The 23853-nt window shown below is 58.8% G+C and carries 16 protein-coding genes and 2 pseudogenes; 11 read left to right on the top strand and 7 right to left on the bottom strand.

Features of this window, described 5'->3' with window-relative positions:
- The 8 genes and pseudogenes from MWU51_RS16885 to MWU51_RS16850 all read left to right on the top strand — a co-directional run.
- Positions 1-141 (top strand): annotated as a pseudogene (locus MWU51_RS16885) (carbohydrate kinase); the annotation flags it as partial.
- A gap of 199 nt (positions 142-340) precedes the next feature.
- Complete coding sequence (locus tag MWU51_RS16880; RefSeq protein WP_247039695.1) at positions 341-1372, top strand: LacI family DNA-binding transcriptional regulator; 1032 nt, start codon at positions 341-343, stop codon at positions 1370-1372.
- A 114-nt stretch (positions 1373-1486) separates the two neighbouring features.
- Positions 1487-2791 carry a sugar ABC transporter substrate-binding protein gene (locus MWU51_RS16875; protein WP_247039693.1) on the top strand — a complete coding sequence of 435 codons (1305 nt, stop codon included), beginning with the start codon at positions 1487-1489 and terminating at the stop codon, positions 2789-2791.
- 121 nt (positions 2792-2912) lie between these two features.
- Positions 2913-3779 carry a sugar ABC transporter permease gene (locus MWU51_RS16870; protein WP_247039690.1) on the top strand — a complete coding sequence of 289 codons (867 nt, stop codon included), beginning with the start codon at positions 2913-2915 and terminating at the stop codon, positions 3777-3779.
- A gap of 10 nt (positions 3780-3789) precedes the next feature.
- Positions 3790-4620, top strand: coding sequence for a carbohydrate ABC transporter permease (locus tag MWU51_RS16865; RefSeq protein ID WP_247039688.1), 831 nt, complete (start codon positions 3790-3792; stop codon positions 4618-4620).
- A gap of 12 nt (positions 4621-4632) precedes the next feature.
- Positions 4633-5649: an ABC transporter ATP-binding protein gene (locus MWU51_RS16860; RefSeq protein ID WP_247039686.1), complete on the top strand. Its 1017-nt coding sequence runs from the start codon at positions 4633-4635 to the stop codon at positions 5647-5649.
- Entirely contained in the window at positions 5646-6419 is a 774-nt protein-coding gene (locus MWU51_RS16855; RefSeq protein WP_281502799.1) for an L-iditol 2-dehydrogenase, read from the top strand. Before MWU51_RS16860 ends, MWU51_RS16855 begins: the two co-directional genes overlap by 4 nt.
- Positions 6407-7885 (top strand): mannitol dehydrogenase family protein, encoded by a 1479-nt coding sequence (locus MWU51_RS16850; RefSeq protein ID WP_247039682.1) that lies wholly within the window; start codon positions 6407-6409, stop codon positions 7883-7885. The genes MWU51_RS16855 and MWU51_RS16850 overlap by 13 nt, the downstream gene beginning before the upstream one ends.
- Positions 7886-8285: 400 nt before the next feature.
- Here the strand turns inward: MWU51_RS16850 and MWU51_RS16845 are convergent, their stop codons facing one another.
- A complete protein-coding gene (locus tag MWU51_RS16845) occupies positions 8286-9218 on the bottom strand; it encodes an alpha/beta hydrolase (protein ID WP_247039677.1) in 933 nt (310 codons plus the stop codon).
- Positions 9219-9303: 85 nt separating this feature from the next.
- Between MWU51_RS16845 and MWU51_RS16840 the strand changes: the two genes are divergently transcribed.
- A complete protein-coding gene (locus tag MWU51_RS16840; protein WP_247039676.1) occupies positions 9304-10017 on the top strand; it encodes a WYL domain-containing protein in 714 nt (237 codons plus the stop codon).
- Between the two features lie 9 nt (positions 10018-10026).
- Here MWU51_RS16840 and MWU51_RS16835 read toward each other — a convergent pair whose 3' ends face one another.
- Positions 10027-10926, bottom strand: a complete 900-nt coding sequence (locus tag MWU51_RS16835) for a LysR family transcriptional regulator (protein ID WP_247039701.1) — start codon at positions 10924-10926, stop codon at positions 10027-10029.
- Between the two features lie 123 nt (positions 10927-11049).
- On the opposite strand from MWU51_RS16835, the gene MWU51_RS16830 reads away from it, so the two are divergent.
- Both MWU51_RS16830 and MWU51_RS16825 read left to right on the top strand, forming a co-directional pair.
- Positions 11050-11772, top strand: coding sequence for a DUF4386 domain-containing protein (locus MWU51_RS16830; RefSeq protein WP_247039671.1), 723 nt, complete (start codon positions 11050-11052; stop codon positions 11770-11772).
- Between the two features lie 12 nt (positions 11773-11784).
- Positions 11785-12786: an NAD(P)-dependent alcohol dehydrogenase gene (locus tag MWU51_RS16825; RefSeq protein ID WP_247039669.1), complete on the top strand. Its 1002-nt coding sequence runs from the start codon at positions 11785-11787 to the stop codon at positions 12784-12786.
- Positions 12787-13323: 537 nt separating this feature from the next.
- Here the strand turns inward: MWU51_RS16825 and MWU51_RS16820 are convergent.
- From MWU51_RS16820 to MWU51_RS16800, 5 genes and pseudogenes are all read right to left on the bottom strand, one after another.
- Positions 13324-13545: pseudogene (locus tag MWU51_RS16820) on the bottom strand (IS481 family transposase); the annotation flags it as partial.
- 24 nt (positions 13546-13569) lie between these two features.
- Positions 13570-16938, bottom strand: coding sequence for a hypothetical protein (locus tag MWU51_RS16815; protein WP_247039667.1), 3369 nt, complete (start codon positions 16936-16938; stop codon positions 13570-13572).
- Positions 16938-20738 carry a hypothetical protein gene (locus MWU51_RS16810; RefSeq protein WP_247039665.1) on the bottom strand — a complete coding sequence of 1267 codons (3801 nt, stop codon included), beginning with the start codon at positions 20736-20738 and terminating at the stop codon, positions 16938-16940. Before MWU51_RS16810 ends, MWU51_RS16815 begins: the two co-directional genes overlap by 1 nt.
- A complete protein-coding gene (locus MWU51_RS16805; RefSeq protein ID WP_247039663.1) occupies positions 20728-21762 on the bottom strand; it encodes a hypothetical protein in 1035 nt (344 codons plus the stop codon). Before MWU51_RS16805 ends, MWU51_RS16810 begins: the two co-directional genes overlap by 11 nt.
- A complete protein-coding gene (locus MWU51_RS16800; protein ID WP_247039661.1) occupies positions 21762-23852 on the bottom strand; it encodes a hypothetical protein in 2091 nt (696 codons plus the stop codon). The genes MWU51_RS16805 and MWU51_RS16800 overlap by 1 nt, the downstream gene beginning before the upstream one ends.
- Between the last annotated feature and the right edge of the window lies 1 nt (position 23853).

The following is a 23853-nucleotide window of genomic DNA, read 5'->3' as shown; positions in this document are numbered from 1 at the left end:
GAACTGGGTGCGCTGCAAAAGGATCAACTCCAGAACCTCTCTCCCGATGCACTCAAACAGGCCCTGGCACATGGCGCACGCGTCGCCGCCGTCACCGTTTCCCGCGCCGGCGCAAATCCCCCTTGGGCGGACGAGCTCTAGGGCATTTTACCCAAGCAGTTTCAAACGATGCCGACAACCGGACTTTGGCCAAAGCGCTGTGGTCTTTCATGCCCTACGTGCATCCGCTCCCGGTTCAGGCCTGACTTTGCAAAACGGACATATTCGCTTGACGATTTCCTAAGTGCGCTCTTATTCTAAAATTATCGCGCGTCACTTATGTAAATAATAAGGTGTTAACATGGGTCAGGTTAAAATTCGCAATATGGAAGAATTTGCGGCGATAAGCGGTATTTCCCGCCCGACCGTATCCAAGTATTTCAACGATCCTGACAGCGTGCGCGCCTCGACCCGCGCGAAAATCGAGGCCGCCCTCAAGCAACACGACTATCAGCCCAATGTGTTTGCGATGAACCAGAACAGACGCACGACCAAGAATATTGGCGTCGTCGTTCCAAACCTTGCAGACCCCTTCTTTTCCGAGATCGGACGACGCGTCGAACTTGCTTGCATTAAGGCGGGGTATAGCCCGATCCTGCTCAGTTCGCACGGCAGCCCAGACATGGAGCGTCAAAACCTGCAGTCCCTTAGATCGCTTAAACCTGCGGGGGTGCTGCTTGCACCGTTTGGAAGGCGGTCAGACAAAGATGCCGTTAAAGCATTCGACGACGACTTCCCCCTCGTTCTGTTTGACGCCAACATGAGCGATATCGGTCAGGCCTACGTCGGAACTGACAACTTCCAAAGCGTTGGCCTCGTCGTCGAATATCTGTGCCGAAGCGGCGAGCCTCCCTGCTTCTTCGAGATGAAATCCCCCACGAACCCCAATGCCAACAAGCGCCACCAAGCCTATATCGACAGTATGAAGCGCCATGGTCATGAGCCGCGCATTTTTCAGGTGGACGGCGATGGCTGGGATTTCGAAGAAATTGGCTGCACGGAAGGCGGACGGCTGCTTTCGTCAAAAGCGTTCAGCACAAACACAATCCTTTGCAGTAACGACCGTTTGGCAATCGGCATGCTGTCGGCGGCGTATAGTCTGGGCTTGCGGGTCGGGCATGGCGTGGGCTGCGACCTTCGGATTGCGGGCCATGACGATCACCCGTTTTCCAGATTCACCTGCCCCCCGCTGACGACAATTGCGCAAGACTACGAAGCCATAGCGAATCGAGCCGTAGATGAATTGTTTGGCATGTTGGAAAACGAAGAACGACTTTCCGATCGCACAGAAACGACTTTTGAAGGGCGGCTGGTGATGAGAGACTCGGCCTAAACCATTGTTTTAACTCCTGCATCTATATTATTTTACGCGCGCTAATTTTTAATTGACTTCGCGTCATTGCAGAGAGTAATCTGAAATCATCATCCAACGAGGAGGAGATATCGGATGTCTTTTAAACGAACACTCTACGCTGCGACGGCCATTGCGCTTGTCACGGCTGGCGGTGCAACCGCCGAGAACTTGGTGATTGCCACCGTGAACAACGGCGACATGATCCGCATGCAGGGCCTGACCCAGGACTTCACAGACAAAACCGGCCACACGGTGGAATGGGTGACGCTGGAAGAAAACGTACTTCGTCAGCGCGTCACAACAGATATCGCGGCCAAGGGTGGCTCGTTCGATATCATGACCATCGGCATGTACGAGACACCGATCTGGGCTGCCAACGGCTGGCTTATCCCCATGGATGATCTTTCGGCCGAATATGACGCCGACGACATCCTGCCCGCAATGAGGGGTGGCCTGTCTTACGAAGGTACGATGTATGCTGCACCGTTCTACGGTGAAAGCTCGATGATCATGTATCGCACCGATCTGATGGAAAAAGCCGGCCTGGAAATGCCCAAGGACCCAACCTGGACCTTCATTCGCGAAGCAGCAGCAGCAATGACCGACCGCGACAACGACATCAACGGCATTTGCCTGCGCGGCAAGGCTGGCTGGGGTGAAGGCGGCGCTTTCATCACGGCGATGTCAAACTCGTTCGGCGCACGCTGGTTCGACGAAGACTGGAACGCACAGTTCGACACGCAGCCCTGGGCTGACACGCTGAACTTCTATGTCGACATGATGAACGAGTCTGGTCCGAACGGTTATGCGACCAACGGGTTCAACGAAAACCTGAACCTGTTCCAACAGGGCAAATGCGGCATGTGGATCGACGCCACCGTTGCGGCGTCCTTCGTGACCAACCCCGACGATTCCGAAGTTGCTGACAAAGTCGGCTTCGCTTTGGCACCCGACAATGGTCTGGGCAAACGCTCGAACTGGTTGTGGGCTTGGGCTCTGGCCGTTCCTGCAGGCACGCAAAAAGAAGCTGCTGCAAAATCGTTCATCGAATGGGCAACTTCGAAAGACTACATCGAACTGGTTGCTGCGAACGAAGGTTGGGCAAACGTACCTCCGGGCGCCCGTACATCGCTGTATGAAAACCCCAACTACCAAGAAGTTCCTTTCGCTGAGATGACACTGGAATCGATCCTGTCAGCTGATCCGAACAACCCGACTGTGGACCCCGTTCCTTACGTTGGCGTTCAGTTCGCAGCGATCCCGGAATTCGCAGGTATCGCAACTGAAGTCAGTCAAGAGTTCTCGGCTGTTTATGCCGGTCAGCAGTCTGTAGAGGACGCGCTTGCCAAAGCACAAGCACTGACAAATGACGCTATGGAAGCTGCTGGCTACCGCTAAACGCGCCTTCGATCCGGGGGGCACTCCGCTCCCTTTGTGTTCCCCGGATCTCACTAAATCTTTCTAAATCACGGCTCCGTTCATGGTAGACTGAGGTCTGTCAACAGAGGAGGTATGCCCAATGGCAACCCAACATTCCCGATCAGCAGCCCGCATCATGATGGCTCCCGCAGTTATTCTCCTTCTTGGTTGGATGCTCGTGCCCTTGATCATGACGCTGGTCTTCTCATTCAAGAAATACCTACCGCTGCGCGGCGGCGACCTTGGATGGGTTGGCTTCGAAAACTATGTTCGTTTTGTCAGTTCCAGCGCGTTTTGGCCGTCCGTTTTGGCCACGTTGACAATCGTTGGTGGCGTTCTGTTGATCACGCTGGTTTTGGGCGTATTGCTGGCCATCCTGCTCAACCAGCCAATGTGGGGCCAAGGGGTCGTCCGTATTCTAGTGATCGCACCGTTTTTTGTTATGCCGACCGTTTCCGCGCTGGTCTGGAAGAACATGTTTCTGGACCCGACCAATGGGCTTTTTGCCCACCTATGGCGCTTTTTCGGTGCCGAGCCGGTGTCGTGGCTGTCTGAAGCATCGCTGTCGTCCATCGTGCTGATCGTCTCTTGGCAGTGGTTGCCCTTTGCGACCCTGATCCTGCTGACAGCGATCCAGTCGCTTGATAGCGAGCAGTTGGAGGCCGCCGAAATGGATGGTGCCCCCCCGCTCAAGCGTTTTGCCTTCATCACGCTTCCACACCTGAGCCGCGCGATCACAATCGTGCTGCTTATCCAGACGATCTTTCTGCTGGCAATCTTCGCTGAGATTTTCGTGACAACCGGTGGTGCTTTCGGCACTCGGACGCTCACCTATCTTATCTTTCAGCGTGTGCTTGAAAGTCAAAACGTCGGCTTAGGCTCAGCCGGTGGCGTATATGCAATCATTCTCGCCAACATCGTTGCCATCTTCCTGATGCGCATCGTCGGCAAGAACCTGGACGCGTGAGGAACACATAATGGCACGCTCAGTAACTCAACAACGCAAGATCATAAATACGACAGCCGCTTGGGCCGTCGGTCTGCTGATCTTCTTCCCAATCCTCTGGACCATCCTGACAAGCTTCAAAACTGAAGCCACGGCTATTGCGGATCCGCCTGTGTTCCTTGCCTTTAACTGGACACTGGAAAACTACACCGCGGTGCTGGAGCGTTCAAACTACGCCAAGTTCCTGTGGAACTCGATCATCATCGCGGGTGGCTCAACCATCCTTGGCATCATGATTGCAGTTCCGGCGGCTTGGTCCATGGCCTTCGTGCCCGGAAAGCGGACGAAAGACATCCTGCTATGGATGCTGTCGACCAAGATGCTGCCGGCAGTGGGTGTTCTTTACCCAATCTACCTGATCTGCATCAAGATGGGGATATTGGACAGCCGCATCGCGCTGGTTGTCATCCTGATGTTGATGAACCTGCCGATCATCGTCTGGATGCTTTATACCTACTTCCGCGAAATCCCGGGTGAAATCCTGGAAGCGGCACGTATGGATGGCGCATCGCTGAAAGAAGAGATCCTTTATATTCTCACCCCAATGGCGGTCCCCGGAATTGCCTCAACCTTGCTTTTGAACTTCATCTTGGCATGGAACGAAGCCTTCTGGACGCTGAACCTGACCGCGGCAAACGCCGCACCACTGACAGCTTTCATCGCAAGCTACTCCAGCCCGGAAGGACTGTTTTTCGCGAAGCTCAGTGCGGCCTCCACCATGGCCATCGCACCGATCCTCATTCTCGGCTGGTTCAGCCAGAAACAACTCGTTAGCGGCCTGACCTTCGGCGCTGTGAAATAAGGAACCTGACCAATGGGACAAATCAAACTCAACCAAGTAAGCAAAAGCTTCGGTGAAGTCGAAGTCATTCCACCGCTCGATCTGACAATTGAAGACGGAGAGTTCACGGTATTCGTCGGCCCATCGGGCTGCGGTAAATCCACCCTACTCCGTCTCATCGCGGGCCTTGAGGATATCACTTCCGGGCATATCGAGATCGACGGCGCAGATGCAACCAACGTGCCCCCGGCGAAACGCGGGCTGGCGATGGTGTTTCAATCCTATGCACTTTATCCGCATATGTCGGTGCGCAAGAACATCGCGTTCCCGATGAAGATGGCGGGCGTGCCCGAGGACGAACAGAAGCGTCGGATCGAGAACGCTGCAAAAGCGTTGAACCTGACCGACTATCTGGACCGCAAGCCTGGTCAACTGTCGGGTGGTCAGCGTCAGCGGGTCGCCATCGGGCGGTCGATCGTGCGCGAACCTGCCGCGTTCCTGTTCGACGAACCCTTGTCGAACCTCGATGCCGCGCTGCGGGTCGGGATGCGCCTTGAAATCAGCGAGCTTCACAAGCGCCTTGAAACGACCATGATCTATGTGACCCACGATCAGGTCGAAGCTATGACCATGGCGGACAAGATTGTCGTATTGCGCGCTGGGTTCATCGAACAGGTCGGCACACCGCTGGAGCTGTATCACGCACCACGCAACGAATTTGTCGCGGGCTTTATCGGCTCACCCAAGATGAACCTGATCAAAGGTGCCGAAGCAGAAAAACACGGCGCGACCACCATCGGCATTCGCCCGGAACACACGGATGTCAGCAAGACCGAAGGCGCTTGGAAAGGCATCGTCGGCGTGGCTGAACACCTGGGGTCGGACACCTTCATCCACGTGCATGAAACAGGACTGGATACCGGCCCTGGCGACATGTTCACGGTGCGGATCACGGGGGACATCCAGGCCAAGCATGGTGACGAGATTTACCTCACACCACAGCTCGACAAGTTGCACAAGTTTGACGCTCAAGGCCTGAGAATCAACTGATGCAGTTGGCTGGCAAAACCGCACTCATCACAGGGGCCGCCCGAGGAATCGGGCGCGCCTTTGCTGAAGCCTATGTGACGGAAGGTGCCAAGGTCGCTATCGCCGACATTGATCTGAACCGTGCGAATGCCACAGCCAACGAGATTGGCGATCATGCATTTGCTGTCCACATGGACGTCACGGATCAGGTAAGCATCGAAAAGGCCATGACCCAAACCATCGAGCGTTTCGGGGCGATCGATATTCTGATCAACAACGCGGCCCTGTTTACTGCCGCGCCCATTGTCGAGATTGACCGCGATGATTATCAACGCGTCTTCGATATCAATGTCGCGGGCACGCTGTTTACCATGCAAGCCGTCGCACGCCACATGATCGAACGCGGCCAAGGCGGCAAGATCATCAACATGGCCAGTCAAGCGGGTCGGCGTGGCGAACCACTAGTCGCAGTTTACTGCGCCACAAAGGCTGCGGTGATCAGCCTGACCCAATCAGCCGGGCTTGACCTGATCAAGCACGGTATCAACGTCAACGCGATCTCACCGGGTGTCGTCGATGGCGAACACTGGGACGGAGTGGATGCGTTTTTTGCCAAGTATGAAAACAAGGCACCCGGCCAAAAGAAACAAGAAGTCGGCGATGCCGTGCCCTTTGGGCGAATGGGCACAGCAGAAGATTTAACAGGAATGGCAGTTTTTCTGGCCAGCGACGCGGCGGATTACATCGTCGCGCAAACCTACAACGTGGATGGTGGACAATGGATGAGCTGACTTCCCTTTCAAACGCGACCCTTGACCAACTGAACGTCGAACGCCCCCACTATGACCGCGCGGCATTGCAACCTGGCATCGTGCATATCGGCGTCGGCAATTTCCACCGCGCCCATCAGGCATGGTATCTGCACCGCCTGATGCAGGCTGGCAAAGCCTTGGACTGGGCGATTATCGGCGCCGGTGTGCGCCCCTATGATGCCGCCATGCGGGACAAACTCTTGGCACAGGATTGCTTGACCACCTTGATCGAGCTTGATCCGGATAACGTCTCTTCCGAGGTCGTGGGCTCGATGATCGACTACCTCCCGATCGAGGAAGGCAACGCATCGCTTATCCGCCAGATGGCCGACCCGGCCATTCGCATCGTTGCGATGACCGTCACCGAAAGCGGTTATTATGTTGACCCCGTTACCAAGGGGTTCAATGCTGCGCATCCCGATCTGGTCCACGATGCTGCCCACCCTGACACGCCGCGCACCGCGTTTGGTGCCATGGTTGCCGCTCTCAGGCAGCGTCGTGACGCAGGCCACGGGCCATTTACCGGCCTCAGCTGTGACAACCTGCAAGGCAACGGCGACATCCTGCGCCAGACGGTTGTGTCCCTTGCCGCCATGTCCGATCCCGATCTTGCAGGCTGGATCGACACCAACACCACGTTCCCCAACTCCATGGTCGACTGCATCGCACCTGCCACCGGCCCGAAAGAACTGGCCCTCGCGGAGGACTTCGGCATTAAAGACGCCGCCGTTGTGACCCACGAAGCCTATCGCCAATGGGTGATCGAGGATAAATTCTGCGCCGGGCGACCGGATTGGGACCAAGTTGGCGCGACCTTCTCGGATGATGTCCACGCCTTTGAAACCATGAAGATCCGCATCCTCAATGCCGGACATCAGGTCATTGCAAATGTCGGCGAGGTCCTTGGCATCGAAACCATCGCCGGATGCATGGCGCATCCCGGTATCTTGGCCTTCTTCGGCAAAGTTCAGCGAACCGAGATCGCTGTGACGGTTGACCCGGTCCCCGGTCGCACCCCGGCTGAATACGTCGATTTGATCGTCAAGCGGTTCTCGAACCCGCGGATCGTCGACACGACGCGCCGCGTGGCATTTGACGGCTCTGCGCGCCACACAGGCTTTGTCTTGCCGATCGTGCGCGATCAGCTTGCAGCCGGGCGCACTGTGGAAGGCCTTGCGCTTGTCGAAGCACTTTGGGCGCGCATGTGCGCCGGAACCCGTGAAGATGGCAGCGCTATCGACGCCAACGATCCGCTCTGGGATGACCTCACGAGTGTTGCGCATGCCGCAAAAGAACGTCCAGCAGCATGGTTGGAACAGAGCAATTTTTACGGCGACCTGGCAAATTCCGAAGCCTTTTCAGCAGCGTTCTGCAAGTGGCTTCCGTTGATCTGGACCCAAGGCTGTGAAGCTGCCCTGGGCAGTTATGTACAATCTGCTAAATAAGGCTAGCACATTTGTCGACGGGCGCTCTTGAACCGAGGCGCCCGTCCGTTTCATGGGATCATGCGGACTGTTCCACTTAGTTCCATGCAAAACGTGTCCTGTCAGTGCACCGGCACGATCCAGCATTCTGTACATCACTTGCAGCCTGATGGATGCGAAGGACAGGCAGATAGGCGCTTCATCCAACCGAAATTTTCTGGGAACGACAGGATCGTGACCCGATTTCGCAGCGCTTTCAGGGGTAATCTACGTCTGAAATTGCAAATTTCCCTGTGAAAGCAAGGATGCATTGGCCTACCTACTTGAAAAGACAGGGCAAATAGTCAGGCGAATAGAAAATCCGCCCGAGGCTGGTGGATGTGGGGCGCAGGATTGCCACTCGAAGCGATCCATCGCGTCCTCAAGCCGCCAACCAGTCCAGAATTGCGCGGGTCGTTTCTGCGGGCTTCTCTTGCTGGATCCAATGTCCACATTCAAGGCTGACAACGTCCACCCCCGGCACGAATTCAACTAGGTTCTGCGACTTCGGGATTATGTCATGTTCGCCGTAGATCATCAGTGCAGGCTTGCGAATAATCGGGTCGACGTCCGCTAAAATGTGCCAGTTGCGATCCATGTTTCTGTACCAATTGATGCTGCCGAAGAAACCGCTGGCTTCAAAGGCGGCGATAAACACACCAAGGTCACTTTCGCTCATCACAGGGTCACCTTTTGGCTCCTTTGCCTTGGCAAGATTGATCATCATCATGCCGGGGTCAGGCGGCGCAAGAGGCACGTTCTTGCGAAACAGATTGCGTAGAAATTGTGGGGTGTTTTCCCCAAGAATGGCATCTGCAACGCCGGGTTGGCGATTGAAGTGGACGAAGTAGTTATCGGCTCCAAAAAAAGCCTCCATCATCGCGATCCACGGGATCTCGGTCCGCGTTTGATAAGGCAGTGCGAGATTGATGATTTTTCGCACCCGTCCGGGGTGCAAAAGCGCCAAGTTCCAGACGACATTCGCACCCCAGTCGTGCCCGACAAAGACAGCGTCGCGATAGCCGAAGTGATCCAGAAGGCTGGCAAGGTCGCCCGTCAGTTTGGTGATATCATACTCCGTGACCTCGGAAGGGCAGGATGAGTAGCCATACCCCCGCTGGTTGGGGACGATGACGTGATAGCCAGCCGCCGCCAAAGCAGGCATTTGCTGGCGCCAGGTGTAGGCATGCTCCGGCCAGCCGTGACAAAGCACGATCGGATTGCCTTTGTTTTCCTGACCGGCCTCGAAGACCTCAAGGGTTATGCCGTTCACGGGAACGAATGTTGGGGATGGGAAATCTGTGATGCTGAGCATGAATTGCCTCTTTGGATTGATGTTCAGCAATGGTCTGGATCATAAAGGTTCCATAATCTGACACCTTTCGTGATATCGTGCCCACATGAACAGCAAATCACGACAGGACGCGATTGTGCGCTACTTGCGACGCAGCGGTGCGGCGACGATCAAGGGCCTCGCGCACGAGGTGGGAGCATCCCGCAGCACGATCCTGCGTGACATTGCAGCCCTTCGCGATGAGGGTTTCCTGATCGAAACCGAACAAGGCCGTGGCGGCGGGGTGTCGATAGATACACGATCCATCCAAACGGCCGCGCGGCTTACCGTGACCGAAGTTTTCGCACTGGTGATAAGCGTGGCGAGTATGCGGGCAGCGGGGCAGCTTCCCTTCTCTGGTCATGCCGATACCGGGCTGGCAAAGATCGAAAAAGCTCTGTCGCCCGATCAGGTCCGGGATCTGCGTCGCCTTCTGGAGTGTCTTTATGTCGGCCCGCTCGCGCCGCAGGTCGACACCTCTGACGTCACCGAAATGGACCCGGCTTTGTTACCTGTATTTGAAGGCGGGTTCCTCAACAAACATCTCCTGCACTTCAACTATCGTGATGCGAAAGGGGCAACGACCAATCGAGAGGTCGAACCGCAAGCTGTGCTGATCCTGCCACCCCTCTGGTATCTTGTCGCCTGGGATCCCGGCCGACAGGATTTCCGCCATTTTCGAATGGACCGGATCTCGGCTCCGAAAGTGCTGGCCGGCTCGACGTTCCGCAAAAGGCATGTCACTTTTTCAGAGGGCATGCACTGCATACGATACGCGTGAGCCAGGCCTCTACCGCTTCAGCTCCTCAATCAGGAAATCATAGACCCGCCGGATGCGGCGGCTGGTGTTCAGTTCGCGGTGCGCAACAAGCCAGATCGGGAAGGTCAGTGGTTCCAGATCAGGCAGAACACGCTCCACACCTGGCTCTGCATCCCCAATCTGCGCATCCAGAATGCCGATAGCAGCCCCTTGCTTCACCAACTCCCACATCACCAAATAGCTTTCTGTAAGCAGCGGGAAGTTCGCTTCGGTCAGGCCAAGCCCAAGGCCATTCAATCCTTTCAACATGCCGCCGGTGCGGTCCATGTTCACGAAATCGGCGTGGCGCAGATCATAGGGCGTCTTGGGATTGCCCAGCGTCGCGATATACTCCGGCGAGGCATATAGAATGGCGTCCGCCATGCCGATCTTCTTGGCGATCAGGTCAGGCTCCGTGGGTCGGAAATTTCTGATTGCGATGTCGGCCTCGCGGCGCAGCAGATCGCTGGCGTGGTTCGACACGACGATCTCAACCTGAATGCCCGGCTCCAACTTGCGCAGCTTTGTCACGATCGGCGGCAGCAAGACAGCAGCATAGGTTTCGCTTGCTGAAATGCTGATCGGCCCTTCCAGCGCCTGAGATTGCCCCAAAGCCGCCAGTGAAACGCGGCCCGCAGCCTCGCCCATCGCGCGCACATGTTCCAGCAGTTCCAGCCCGCTCGGCGTCAGCGTCAACCCACGGCCAACGCGTTCGAACAGCACAACACCCAGCTCCTGTTCCAGCCCGTCAACCTGCCGCCCCAACGTGGGCTGCGCCATGCCCAAGGCACGGGCCGCCGCCGACAATGACCCTTCCTCCGCCGTCACCAAAAACGCGCGGGCCTTGTTCCAGTCAAACTTCACCGACCGCCATTCCATGCAAATCTGCATATCAAAACTGTAGAATTGGTCAATTCGCATAGATCGCAGACAGGCGTAGACCTTTCCAAAGGTCAATCAAACCGATCGCAGCTCCCATGGGCCCGAAACGGCACAACCTTGAAAGGACAGGTCATGGAACAATCAACACACCTCTGGGACCCACATGCGTCCCGCAGCGCAGGCGCGCTGTACCTTGCCATTGCCTTCTGCGGAGGTTTCAGTATCGGCTATGTCCCGATGCAGATCGTGGCCAGCGACGCCGCGACCTCAAGTGCGAATCTTCTGGACAACAGGGGCCTTTATCAACTGGGCGTTCTGGCTGACAGCGCAGTGATCCTGTTCGAACTGGCGATCACTGCGATCCTCTATCAGATGTTCCGACAGGTCGGACCAAAGTTGGCCATGGTCGCCCTGATTTCTCGGGCCGGTATGATCACCGTGATGGGGGTCAACCTGCTGCTGTGGGTCATGCCTTACATCCTGCTGACAACTTCCACGAAATGGGATCTCGCCCAGATCCATGCACTCGTCCAGTTCTGTTTTGAAGCGCATGCAATGGGCGTCTTTGTCTGGCAGCTCTTCTTCGGTGTCCACCTTCTGGCGCTGGGGAGGTTGATCTTGAAGACAGACGTGGTGCCACATCTGCTGGGGCGCGGGCTATTCATCGGGGCCTTTGGCTATCTGGTCCAAGGGATCGCCAAGCTCACCTTCGTCGATGTCGCCGCCATCAACTACACTTACATCGCGCTGCTGGTCATCGTCACAGTGTCCGAAATCAGCTTTGGCCTATGGCTGCTGATCCGCGGCAGCCGCACCACCCCCAAACCCATTCAATCCGCACCTGTAGCGGCATAGAAGGAGATAGCGATGCTTGCCTATTCATACACCCAATACGGGTCTGCTGATGTCATCAAAGAAGTCGAAATTCCAACACCGGGCGTGACGCCGAGCGAGGTTCTGATCAGGATCATCGCAACGACGGTCAGTGCAGGGGATTGGCGTGCACGCAGCCTGACCATGCCAAAGGGCCTCGGGTTGGTTGGTCGGCTTGTCTTCGGCATCACCGGCCCGCGCAAATCGATCTTGGGAACAGAGTTCTCCGGCGTAATCGAACGGGTCGGGTCTGACGTCGCAACGTATCACCTCGGCGATGCCGTCATTGGCTTTCCCGGCGCGTCCTTCGGCGCACATGCCGAGTTCATCACCATGCCAGCGGACGGAAAGCTCACCATAAAGCCCAACACTCTCAACTTCGCAGAGGCAGCCGCAATCCCGTTCGGTGGAACAACGGCCTATGACTTCCTGGTCAACAAGGCCAAAGTGACGGCTGGCGACAGGGTTTTGATCAACGGGGCGTCAGGGTCCGTGGGTTCGGCCGGCGTGCAGATTGCCAAGAACTTCGGCGCTCATGTCACGGCCGTTTGTAGCGCCAGCAACGCGGATCTTGTGCGCAAAATCGGGGCTGACCGGGTGATTGACTACCGGACTCAGGACATTGTCGAAGCCGACGTACACTATGACATGGTCGTCGATACGATCGGAACTTTGCCGTGGTCACAAGCACAGCACGCCATCCGGCGTGGGGGCAAGATGGTCCTCATCGCAGGCAAAACGTCAGACATGATATTCGGGCGCCTCAAAGCTGCTTTGAAGGGCAAGAAGATGGTCGGTGGTGTCGCAGCAGAAAGCCGTGAAATCCTAGAGGCCGTGGTGAACCTAGCCGAGTGCGGTGTCTTCAAACCAGTCATCGACAGAAACTATGCGTTCAGTGACATGAAGGCCGCCCACGCCCATGTTGATACCAGACATAAGCGTGGCAATGTCGTCGTGACAGTTGGTGAGACAGCTCATAAATCACTGGCTGTGTAGTGCAGATGGCCTCTGCAATTACTGCCCCGGGACGCCCGGGGCAGTGGGAGCCAGGCTAAGTCGGCTGTGTACCCGCCTTCGTCGCTTTCTGAACCGCGCGCTGCATAAGGGACGGCCTAGCGTCGTTGATCGTCATCAGAGCGTGAGGAAGGGATCATATGGATAACACCTTCGATGGCTGCTTTCATTGCGCTGAGGTGCATCTAACGCTGACATTATCTAAATCGTCGCAGAAGGACGAAGGCCGTGGACTACCAACTCGCTCACTGATCGCCCAATCGGTTTTTTAACTGCGAGCGCCGCCGATGCCTTCTATCGTTATTGCTGGTCTGAACTGGCATACATCCGACAACACCCCCTTGTTTTCCGATCTTGACCTGTCTTTCGGGTCAAGACGCTCCTGAACAACGACGACATTTTGCGAGGCCTCCGTAACCATGAGCGTACTATCGGCCGATCATTTCTCCTTCAAGGCATCTGTATTTTGGCTGTTCGATTTCCCTAATCTGGACATTAGTCAGGGCGTGCAATGTTTGAAAAAGCGTGGCGGATGCCAATATCCTCGACGTGCCGATGGATCTTCACCCAGTGATTGTGGCTATTTTCAGTTCTAACTTCACGGATGCGAAACGGGTATTTCTGCATGACGTGGCCAACAAAATCTATCGCAATGGCTTGTGTGTGTTTCCCTTAGACCCTCAAGGCTCGAACCCGCGCCGCATCTTGAAAGCGGCGCACCTATTCACTTTGATTGCCTCTGTGCTGAAGCAGGCGGAAGTCGGATCAACTTCGGCGTCGGAACCTTCGCGCCGCCACCTTTCGACTGCGGCGGATCAGCATGGCCAAATTGTTGCGGTTGAGCTGTGACAGCGAAACCGGATCACGTGTCGAGCTTACAATGGCCACCAACAGTTCGTCATCGGTACCCGAGGCGTCCGTAACTGGATGGGTCAAATCAGCCGAAAACTCGACCGCGCGCGGAACGCGGGCTTCAACCGGCGCGGTCAAGTTGCGCCGGGGCGTGCCCGGTTCGGCCAAGGCCCAGCCAGCGGGCGGCGTGTTTGATGATCCATCCATCAGCGCCAAAACAGCCTGACGCCACGGCGTATCAATTGGTACCGTGGTCAAATCAATGGGCGCGTTGGCAAAACGCAGCAGAACCACCGTAACCTGATTGCCCGCCAGAGCATCGGTGTCCCGATGATGCACCATCACATAGGTTGGAAAGGTGCCGGGTGATCGGCGAAGATTGAGCCGAAACGGCATGCGCTCTCGCTCGGTCCGGTCGAACAACTGTGCTTCGTTGGGCAGCACTCCCATGCCCCATGGCGGCAGCGCTGCTGATCCGTGCACATAGATATCCGGGCTCATATCCAGCGTGAAGGTTGCGGGCGGGTTTGAGGTGCTCAGAGGATCAATCGGCGCGGCATCCAATTCGGCCTGACGGGTATCAAGGTTGGTCACGCGCAGGTACGTGTTGCCCACCGACGTTGAGCTATCCGAGATGTTCAGCTCCCAAATCCCCCGGCTTTCCAGTGCCGCGCGCAGCAGCCTTAAATCCCCCTCGCGGTAGATCACAAGGTCCTGCACGACCGCCTGCGGCAGACCGTTCAGTTCTCCAGTCCAGTTCCAACTTGGCGTGTCACCGGAAAAACTCAAAACTCCACGCCACACACCCGCACCGCCCCCGACGAAAACCACGTTCGGATTGTCGGGATGGACGACGACAGCGAATTGCGGTGCCTTGGTGCCCGAGGTTCCAGCAACCGGATCAAGCCCCTGATTGCGCAAACCAGTCGGGTGCCATGTCTCTTCGCCGTCAAACCACCAAAGCGTGTCCATTCGGTCCGCCTCGCCGACCTCGCCGGTGTCCGTCATCTTTGATTTGGACGTCGTCGCGACGTAGAACGAGCCATGACTGCCGCGCGTCCGGTCATGGGGAAAGACATCGGTCCATTTGCCGATATAAGGCAACTTCTCTGATGGGCCGGGTTCGATATCTTCATTCTTGCGGATCCGGTTCTTCATCTTCTCCTCGGTAAACCGGTGGGAGGTCCAGGTGTCCTCGTCCGCTGCATAGCTGTATTGAAAGATGTTCCTGTTCGTCAGAACCAAAAGCCGCGCCCCGTCAAAGTCATTGGTCGCGTCACCACGTTGTGCCCAGCGAAGCGTCACCGCCTTTTCGTTTTCGCCGAACGCATCTTGACCGTCATTTTCTGACCCCGGGCTGCGGGAATCCTCGCCCGATGGCAGCGTCACCCAGGTGTTGTCTGCATTTGCCGGGTTCCAGTCAGGTGAAAACCACACGCGCGTCGTGCCGATGGCAATGCGCGTTTCATCTACCTCGCCAGCCACCGCAGCAATCCCGCTGTAAAACAGCGAAGCATCGTTTTCTTTGGTTTCGCTTTCGGGCGGATCGCTGCCCGCAGCAACCGTGGTTCGAAAGACTGGTCTGGTAAACCGCCCGCGGTTTTCCCGCCACGAGGCTTCGGTATATTGGCCAATGTAATAAGCCGGGTTGGAAGCGTGATAAGCAACGCCCCCACCGTCACCCTTGCGCCAAAGTCGCCAGAGCGATCCGCCGACCTTTTCGATCCGGCCATTGTCCTGTGTGCCCGCAATAAGCCCGCCGGGCACATCGGGATGACACGCCAAAAAGCCCGGTTCCGAAATTGCCAACCCATAATTCAGAGATTCCATGCCAGAACCGCGATCCACGAATACGCCGCCATCGCAGCCGATCCAAACCTCGCCCGTCAGCGGGCAGATTGCGTGCACATCGGCATGGGCTTTATCTCCGAAAAACGTGGGGTCCGTGTGGGCAGTAAGATCGTTGTCAGTGTTGAAATCCGTGCTGTAATCATTTGCCGCATGGGTGCCGCTGATTGTCAACTTGTGCATGTTCGCGTTCGACACATTGCTGACCCGGATCGTCGATCCAGCGACGTAGACGATGTTCTCGTTGGCCGGATCGACCGCCACCGAATTGTTGTAGTAGGAGGAGTTTCCGTCCACCTTCACCGTGGTGCCATCCATCTTCGGTTTGCCGAACAGCCCCGGCGGCACGTCATCGACATCGCGGGCAGGCCCGGTGCCTTCGATTCGCCACAACCGCGCGCGGTTATGTGCACCGGTGCCGAGCACATAGACCACGTCCGGGTTTGTCGGTGCGACGGCCAGGCTCAATCGTGCGGTGCGCCGAACACCATCCAGGTCAATCTTGCTATAATCGCTGTCTGGGCCACTTTCTGTGACATAAACGGCCGTCTTGCCTGTTTCATTGTGGGTCAGGGCCGCATAGATGCGTTTGGGGGTCGATCCGGTCCACAGCACATCACACACATGCGGCCACGTATCGGCGTCGAAATTGAACGGCGCGCGTTCGATCCGGGTCCATGGCGCGTCCGCAACAAACGGACCATCGCGAAAATAAAGCCCGGACGACGCTGCCGCGATCATCACGTTGGCACCTGTGGGTTCAAAGGACAGCGGCACCCCCGGTTCATGGGTCAGCCGGAATATCCCTGCCCCGCGCATCGCCGTGCCTTCGCGCAGCCATGGGATTGTTCCCACGTTGGCCAACGCGTTCGACAACGCGCCATCCAGCCGCAGAACGCCAATACCCGCATGTTTGCTGGAATGGGTGCGTCCGACGACGGCTGTCAACTCGCCAGTCGCCGCATAGATCACATCATCGTCGGGTGTGGCCCCGAACTCGACATCCAGCGCGCCGATGGTCAGCGATTGCACGCGTCCGCCGGTGCCTGAAGCGGCACTGGGGTTCACGCCCCAACTGCCAAGCGGTGCCCAGCTTTGCCCGGCATCCAACGTCACCCAGACCCCGCCATTGGCCGCCCCCGCATAGGCGCGGCTGCCATCGGGTGCGACCTTCAGATCGCGCACCCGACCCGCCACGACCGGATTGCCGGTGGCCTGTCCGTTGATCATGCCGGTTGGGCCAAGCGGTATCCAGCGATTGGCATCAGTGAACAGGTCAAGGTCTTCAAGAACGCGCAGATAATTCGCGCGATGACCAAAAATCTCGTCAAAAAGCCCCTCAGGCGCATGAATGTCGATGAAAGTATTGAAATCATGGCGACGGGCGGCGAAGTCGATGCCAGCGCGTCCGCGGCCTGGCCAATTGTATCGCATCAGCTCTCCTCCTCGTTGCCGGGGATCGGCGCGGTGGCAATGCGCACATACCCCTCCTCGATCGCGGCAGGTGCATCCGGCAGAAGTGCGGCTTGCGTTGCCGCCAGAATGGGATCGTCCTTCCAGGAAAAGGGCGTGTCGCGCCGGGTCCAGATCTGGTCCTCACCGAAACTGGCGATCTTGGGCAGGCGCACCTTGTCGGGGTCGATCAGCACCGGACCGATCCGGGCAGACGGCGCCATCCGTCCAAGCCCGGGGTCCACCCAATCACGCGCGAGTTGAAGCGATTTTCGCGGCACAATGCCCGAGGTCAGATGCACCTTGCCCGCCGGATGCATCAGGATCGTCAGGCGTATGACCTCGCCCAGATGAATGGGGAACTCGTCCTCGCCCACCAGATAGGGATGATCTATCGGGTCAGGCTGCGGAATGCGCGAAGCCCCTAACGCGGCAAAGTGGCCCCTGCGTCGCCCGCTTTCCAGCGCACGGGTTTTGACAATCTTGTCGACCACATGAAAGCGTCGATAGTCATCGTTGATGAAATAGCCATACACCCCGTCATCGTCCCGGGTAAACTCGCCAAGGCGCGCGCGGAAGGCGCGATCTGCAAGGTCGTCATAGACCGCCTTGCGCGCATCGCGCGCGCCGGGCGCTGACAGGTCCAGCAGGTCAAGGTCATCGTAGATCTGCATCCTGATCGTGGCCCGCACCATGGCCATGGGACGCCCGACCAACCCCGCGATATGCGGCGTGCCAAGCGAGGCGAAGGTGTCAATCGACCAAAGCGTGGTATCGACCGCGCGCAGGAAGGCTGAAAGCGCCGTTTCACGTTTGGCGCTCAGCGCCGTTCCGCCCCGCGTGCGGGCGTCGGCTTCGATCATCGCGGCGGCGAAACGACCCAAAGGTTGCGCGGAAGCGGGAAGCTGATAAAGCGGCCCGGCATCGGCCGGCCCCTCGCGCCCTGGTGCGATTTCCCACACGACGCCACCGCCGATGGGTTCATGTTGCAACTGGCCCAAGGGCGTGCCCGCGGCATCAAAAACCTCCAGCGCCTCGTCAATCAGATCGGGCAACAGGAACCCGGCAACCGGGTTCACCATCAGGTCCGGGCGTTCCTGGTTGATTGTCGCCTCTCGCGGCAGCGCTGCGCCATCCGCCGGATCGGCCAACCGGAAGGCAATGCGCGCGGGCCGCGTCAACCGGGGCGGCAGTTCCAGCCACGGCCCCGGGTGGACCAAGGCTGCGGGATGCACCACCCCGCCCGGCTCCAGATCGAGCACCCTGCCGAATGCGTCCACCAGACGCGCCGCGTTGATCCTGATCCGGCCCGTAAATAGAAGTTGCGGCAGATCAATCGGTGCAATCTTTGAATCTGGCGCCTCAACCTGCCCGTCCGGCGCCGCGGGCAGACCCAGCAACGCCTCGTGAATACCGCTTAACGTAGCCGAGATCACATCAGCATTCGTCAGATGCTTGTAAACCGCCCGAACCTCTTTTTCGCCGTCTTCGTCAAGCTGACCTTCATCGTCAATATCGCGCAGATTTTCGGCGGTCATCCAATTCGTGACGGTTGCGGTCAGGCTTTCGGCAGCGCCATTGTTGACAGGACTGCGGCCCGAGAGAATCCGGTTGCCCCCGCCCGGCGGTGGCGTCGCGTCATAATCGACCTGCCCCAGCGCCCAACCGGTTAACCGGTCGGTCAGATCAAGTTCGACCTCCCATTCCAGCCAGATCGGCGACCAGGGTTGCGCCCAAACGGTCACGCCCAATGGGGCAGCATCCACGCCATCCAGCAGCGAATGGCGGCGCAATTGATCGCCCAAAGCGGCTTCCATCGGACCGGGAACAGACGCCTCGCCGGACCGCGTCTGCGGGGCGAACCCCGGCACGGTTCCGTCATAAAGCCCATCGCGCGAATAGCGCAGCGCCACCTCTCCCCGCAACCGCGCGGCCAGAACGCTTTGCGGAAACGGGCTTGTCGGCGCGGCTTGTTCGGCCAGCCAAGGCACTGTGAAGGGATCGGTGATCACCGCGTTCTGCGCCAGCCGAACCACCTCGTCGGGCAAAGCGCCATGCGGGAACGGGCCCAAATGCTGACGGCCCGAAATGCCGCCCGGAATGACAATCGGTATCTGGCTTGGCCATCGGCAGGTCAACGTTCCATCCGGCGAGGCCACGCCGTCCTCCTGATGACGACGCGAGCGTTTGGCATCGCGGATCGCCACCACGGGTTCCAAAGCCCGGAAATATCGCGGACCGGGACGGCGCACGCTGCGCACCTTCGGCTCGGCCTGTGCGCGTCCTTCACGTTCGAAATGGTTCGAGGCAAATCCGAGGTGATCCGGAATGACGCCCACAACACCGGGTTTGGTCGCTGACCATGTCAGCTCGGTCGCCAGCGTGCGTTCGGTTTCCTGACGTTCCGTGTTGCCCGCCCTATTGCGCGCGGCGCGCCCGGCGATCAGGTTTTCAGGCCCGCCACGATCAATGATCTTTTCGATCGTATAATCGCGCCCGCGCTCGGCCTCGAAACGGGCGGCATGCTCGCGTTCCTCGATCTCGACCGCGCCATTACGTTCGCCCAATTTCGCGACCTGATCATTTGTCAAAGCTGCGATCAACCGCTCGGTCTCGGCGCGGGCGTCCAGGTCATCGCCCTCCATCGCGGCGGCGGTCAGCGCGGCGATACTGTCTTCGACCTGCGGGCCAAGGGCGGCGCGAACGCGGCGGGGATCGGGGCGCTGATCGGCGGGCACCGGGCCTGTGACCGGCACGCCGTGGACGATCCCGTTCAGCAAGGTGGAGTAGATGTGTTTGGGTTCCACGGCAACGAACTGCCCGCCTTCGGGCAAGAACACCTCGGCCCCCTGAGAACCAGAAAGCGCGGTCGAGCTTGCCAGCGATCCGGTGTCGACCAGCGAAAAGCGGCTGGCGCTTTCAACCCCGAAATCGGCCAGCTCTGCCTGATAGAGCATCGCCTGCTCGGTCACCGCTGTCTGCCCGCTGGTGTCGCTGTTGACCCGCCAGCCCAGATCCTCGGTCACGCTTGCAAAGCCCGACGCGGTGCGCGCGGCATCCAGCGGGTCTTCTGCCGCGCGGCTCCACCATCCTGCAATCAGATAGGTGGCCGCATCGCCAAACACCCCATTTGGTGCGACCTCGGCGATGTCGTCCAACGGATCGTGGAACGCAAAGCGATTGAAGGTGGCGTCATAGCTGGCGGTCCACGCAAGGCTGCCCCCCGCACCCGCGTTCAAGTCCCGACCCTTGAGCGTCTTGCCCGTCGGCGGCAAACCCAGATCGGTGTCCTCTTTCCAATCCTTCAGGGGGATGACCCGCGTCGTATCGGCTTCGATCACCCAACCGGTGACGGCCATCCGCTCGGCCCCTTCGGGGGCTAAGAGCCGCAGCACCAGCCAGCGGTTTGGCAGGGCCGAAAGGCCAAGCCCGTCACCGTCCACATCCTGCATCTGACCGCTCATCACAGCATCCGGCATCGCCCAATGCAAATGAACACCCGAGGGGCGCGGCGCGCCGGGATCAAGCGGTGCGGGCGATGGCTCTGGCGGGTCCCCGTCAGGTGTCGAAACAGCCCCCGGAAGCCGCACAAACGCTTCTGTCGAGCCTTCTTCGACATACAGCGCCTGTACATCTATTGGCACGATCAATCGCGGCTTGCGGATGATCTTGGGGTCCCATGTCGCGAAGTCATCCACCCCAAGCCCTGTGCGCGTGATCACCGACCATCGCGGAGACGTGATGGCTTGGTCCAACAGTTGTGGGTCAAGTTCAATCGGCATCGAACACCCTTTCAAACTCGGCCGCCAGCGTTGTGACCTCTTTCGACACCGTCGGTCGGAACACGGCCGCAATATCGAAATCGCTTGTCACCTGTGGATCACCAAACACCTGGCGATAGGGGAAACGGATCATTTGCAGGGCAAACTCGGCGCCATCAAGCTCCGACCCCATGTTCAGGTCGTCATCCTCAAGAAACGCGCGGCCTGTATTGGCAAGATCCAGCACGCCAGGGCTTCCGGGTCGGAATCGCACCGGCAGGCGCTTGGCTTGGGCCATCGTTTCAACCTCGGTGCCATCCTCGCCGACATAATTCGCTGTTTGCACATTGCGCGCCGGGATCGACGCGGAATAGGTGTTTGACCCTGTCTCTTTCAGGCTGACACCAAATTGCAGTCCCCGCTTGGGTTCTTCGATGTGAACGACCTCGGGCATCCCGTCAAACAGCGCCAACATCACCGCAGGGGCAAGGCGTTCAAGCCGCAAGAGCTTCAGCCTGTCTGGATGGGATTCAGGCAAGATCTCTTCATCATTGCCCTCCGGCTCGCGCGCATAGGCCCGCACATGCAGGCCGGGCCAACCCGACACAGCCCGGGACCGCAGCAGGAAACCGGTCATCAAGCCTGCGCGTCCGGCTTGACGATCTTCACCACCCGGCAGACGCACCAGACGTTCTTCGCTGTCGATCTCGTCTTCGATGGCGCCATAAAGCCGGTCAAGCTGCGCACGGTCCGCCGTGTTGACCGTTCCGACCGACAAGGCACCTTGGGTCAACGCATCGGTCCAACCCCGATCGACATAGAAAAAGCGAATGGATTCTATGGGCAAAAGCGCACTGTCCGCGACGATGTTGGAAAATGGCACACCTTCCAAAAGCCGCAGACGGGCCAGAAACTGCCGGACTTCGCGTGGCGTGATCTTGTCGTCATCGGTGTAATCATCGACATCCGTCACCGCCAGGACGCCTTCGATGGCGGCCACGGCTTCGTTCATAACGGTTTCGGCGGTCAGGGTCGCTTTGGCCATCAGTCCAACTCCTTTTTGCGACGTTCGGTCGTGCGCCGGATCAGGGCATCAAGCGCATCTTCGTCTTCTGCCACTGACCGCCGCAGGTCGCGCACGGGCTGTGCGCCACCTTGGTCAAGCACGCTGCGCAGCGACTCGTCCAGTCCGGCGTCAAGCGCCTGCATGATCGCCGGATCGAGCGTATCGGCCGACGCACCCCGGGCCACTGAAACGCGGTCCAGCATTGCCGGATCGCGCAGCTGTTGGGCCTCGACCAGAACCTGCCGGTCGATCCCAAGCCCATTTGCCAGATCGGTGATGGGGTTGGCGGCCAGATGTTCGATCGGGCGACCGGGGTCGGCAATTGGACGGGCATCACCGAAATTCGCAACCAGATCGGCCGATGCCACCTTCAAAAAGCGCCTGCCAACCTCGCGTGCGACCCCTTGGCCCAACGTCAGATCGAGGGTCCCGGCGAACTGCCCGACCTTGCTGAGCTTACCGTTCAAAAGCCGCGCGCGCTCAGCCCCGAATTGCTCGCGCCGCCAACGCATCAGGGCTGCAACGAAGGACGGTTGCGAAAGGGCCAAAAGCCGCCCGATCTCGAACGCGACAGCCAGCGACAGATCTTCACGGCCATCCGGGATCGTCAGCCGCAACTGGTCCGAGACATGCGCCAGCACCGGCAAATCGCCCTCCTGATGCCGCCTGCGCGTGGCGAAGGGCACGAAGGGTCCGCGGAACCAGGCGCGCCGATCCTCGCCTTCGCGGGTCTTGTGCGCCAGCCCCACATGGCCGGTGCCGGTGACTTCCGGCGCCACGCGGGGTTTGTCGGCAGGGGGCGGCGCGTCCCCCACCACAGGGGGCAGGCATTCGGGCCGGGGCGGTTCGGCATCCGGGCCGGGCAAGGTGCCCAGAAGCCCCACGTCCAGCTCTTGCATAATGGTGTCGAGCGACCCCGCGCCGTTGCAGGTAAAGCTCCAATGCGCAAGCACAGGAAAACGATAGGTTTTTTCCAGCACATATGCTTCGAACGGGATGCGGAACCCGGCCTTCATCGCGTCGCGCACCACGAAAGCGGCATCGTCTGAATTGGCCGACGTCGCAACATCAGAAATCCGCGCCGTCACAGAATCCGACGCCCATTCGCCAGCACGTGATGACTGGGTTGCAGTGGCGCGCGTTGGATTGCTAACGTTTATCTGCGCTGTGGTACCGCCCAAGACGGCACGAGTTCCGGGTCCGCTACGGGGCACATTGCCGCCGGTAAATTGCGGCGTGAACACGGAGTCCACCTCGGCCCCCATATAACGCAGATCCGGATCGACCGGCTGGTTTTGCACGACAGCGGCAGCGTTGAAGACGAACTCGGTCGCCAGAAACGTGTTGATCGGCGGGGTCGGCGCCGGCAAGGCGTCAAGCTGGCCTTCGAGGTTCAGCAGGCACGCCATATAGCGCACAGGTTTGCAGGCCACCCGATCGAACTGCGGCAGCCGATTGGCCAGCACCACCGCCATGAATCCGTCATCATCCCCCAGCGCGTTTTCCGTATCGGCCAGACTGACCTCGCGCACATGGGCCAGCAGTCGCAGATCCTCGACCGTAGGAAAGACCTTGCGCACCACGGATTGCGGCACCGCCAGATACAGCCCCTTCACCACGTCGGACGGCCCGTTCATCGGCACACCGGGCGTCACGCAGTCGGCAATCGGGGTCTCGACCGAGATCTCGCCCTCGCCTTCCGCAATCACCACCAGCGCGAGCCATGGCGTGTTGCGGTCCGCGGCTTCCTCAGGGGCGTGGGGCACCTCGGGGTCGCCGGGGCGGAGCGGACGGCGTTCCCACGGCATTGTCCTGCGTTTGATGACGATCTGCGGCAGGCGGCTTTCATAGGCGCCTTCGGAATTGGCGGGCGGGAAGGTCGACAGGATTTGATCGGGCGGCAGTTTGAACCGGGGCGAGGTGATGCGCACGCGGCTTGATTGCGTTTCCACGTTCAGCCCGGACACGTCCGGAGAACTGAGCGTGTGGCGGGCAACCAGATCGTAATCCCCGGCTTCCAGTGGGGGCACGAACCCGTCATAGAGCACGAATTTTCCAACCGCGACCATA

Origin of the sequence: Aliiroseovarius sp. F47248L (assembly GCF_023016085.1) — a bacterium.
Lineage (GTDB): Bacteria > Pseudomonadota > Alphaproteobacteria > Rhodobacterales > Rhodobacteraceae > Aliiroseovarius.
Note: the sequence above shows the minus strand (reverse complement) of the source record. Positions and strands in the feature narration are given on the sequence as shown.

Coding starts and splice junctions, on each gene's coding strand:
- MWU51_RS16825 (WP_247039669.1), top strand. CDS start 11,785: ATGCTTGCCTATTCATACACCCAATACGGGTCTGCTGATGTCATCAAA.
- MWU51_RS16860 (WP_247039686.1), top strand. CDS start 4,633: ATGGGACAAATCAAACTCAACCAAGTAAGCAAAAGCTTCGGTGAAGTC.
- MWU51_RS16840 (WP_247039676.1), top strand. CDS start 9,304: ATGAACAGCAAATCACGACAGGACGCGATTGTGCGCTACTTGCGACGC.
- MWU51_RS16815 (WP_247039667.1), bottom strand. CDS start 16,938: ATGCGATACAATTGGCCAGGCCGCGGACGCGCTGGCATCGACTTCGCC.
- MWU51_RS16850 (WP_247039682.1), top strand. CDS start 6,407: ATGGATGAGCTGACTTCCCTTTCAAACGCGACCCTTGACCAACTGAAC.
- MWU51_RS16880 (WP_247039695.1), top strand. CDS start 341: ATGGGTCAGGTTAAAATTCGCAATATGGAAGAATTTGCGGCGATAAGC.
- MWU51_RS16870 (WP_247039690.1), top strand. CDS start 2,913: ATGGCAACCCAACATTCCCGATCAGCAGCCCGCATCATGATGGCTCCC.
- MWU51_RS16835 (WP_247039701.1), bottom strand. CDS start 10,926: ATGCAGATTTGCATGGAATGGCGGTCGGTGAAGTTTGACTGGAACAAG.
- MWU51_RS16800 (WP_247039661.1), bottom strand. CDS start 23,852: ATGGTCGCGGTTGGAAAATTCGTGCTCTATGACGGGTTCGTGCCCCCA.
- MWU51_RS16865 (WP_247039688.1), top strand. CDS start 3,790: ATGGCACGCTCAGTAACTCAACAACGCAAGATCATAAATACGACAGCC.
- MWU51_RS16810 (WP_247039665.1), bottom strand. CDS start 20,738: ATGCCGATTGAACTTGACCCACAACTGTTGGACCAAGCCATCACGTCT.
- MWU51_RS16830 (WP_247039671.1), top strand. CDS start 11,050: ATGGAACAATCAACACACCTCTGGGACCCACATGCGTCCCGCAGCGCA.
- MWU51_RS16845 (WP_247039677.1), bottom strand. CDS start 9,218: ATGCTCAGCATCACAGATTTCCCATCCCCAACATTCGTTCCCGTGAAC.
- MWU51_RS16805 (WP_247039663.1), bottom strand. CDS start 21,762: ATGGCCAAAGCGACCCTGACCGCCGAAACCGTTATGAACGAAGCCGTG.
- MWU51_RS16875 (WP_247039693.1), top strand. CDS start 1,487: ATGTCTTTTAAACGAACACTCTACGCTGCGACGGCCATTGCGCTTGTC.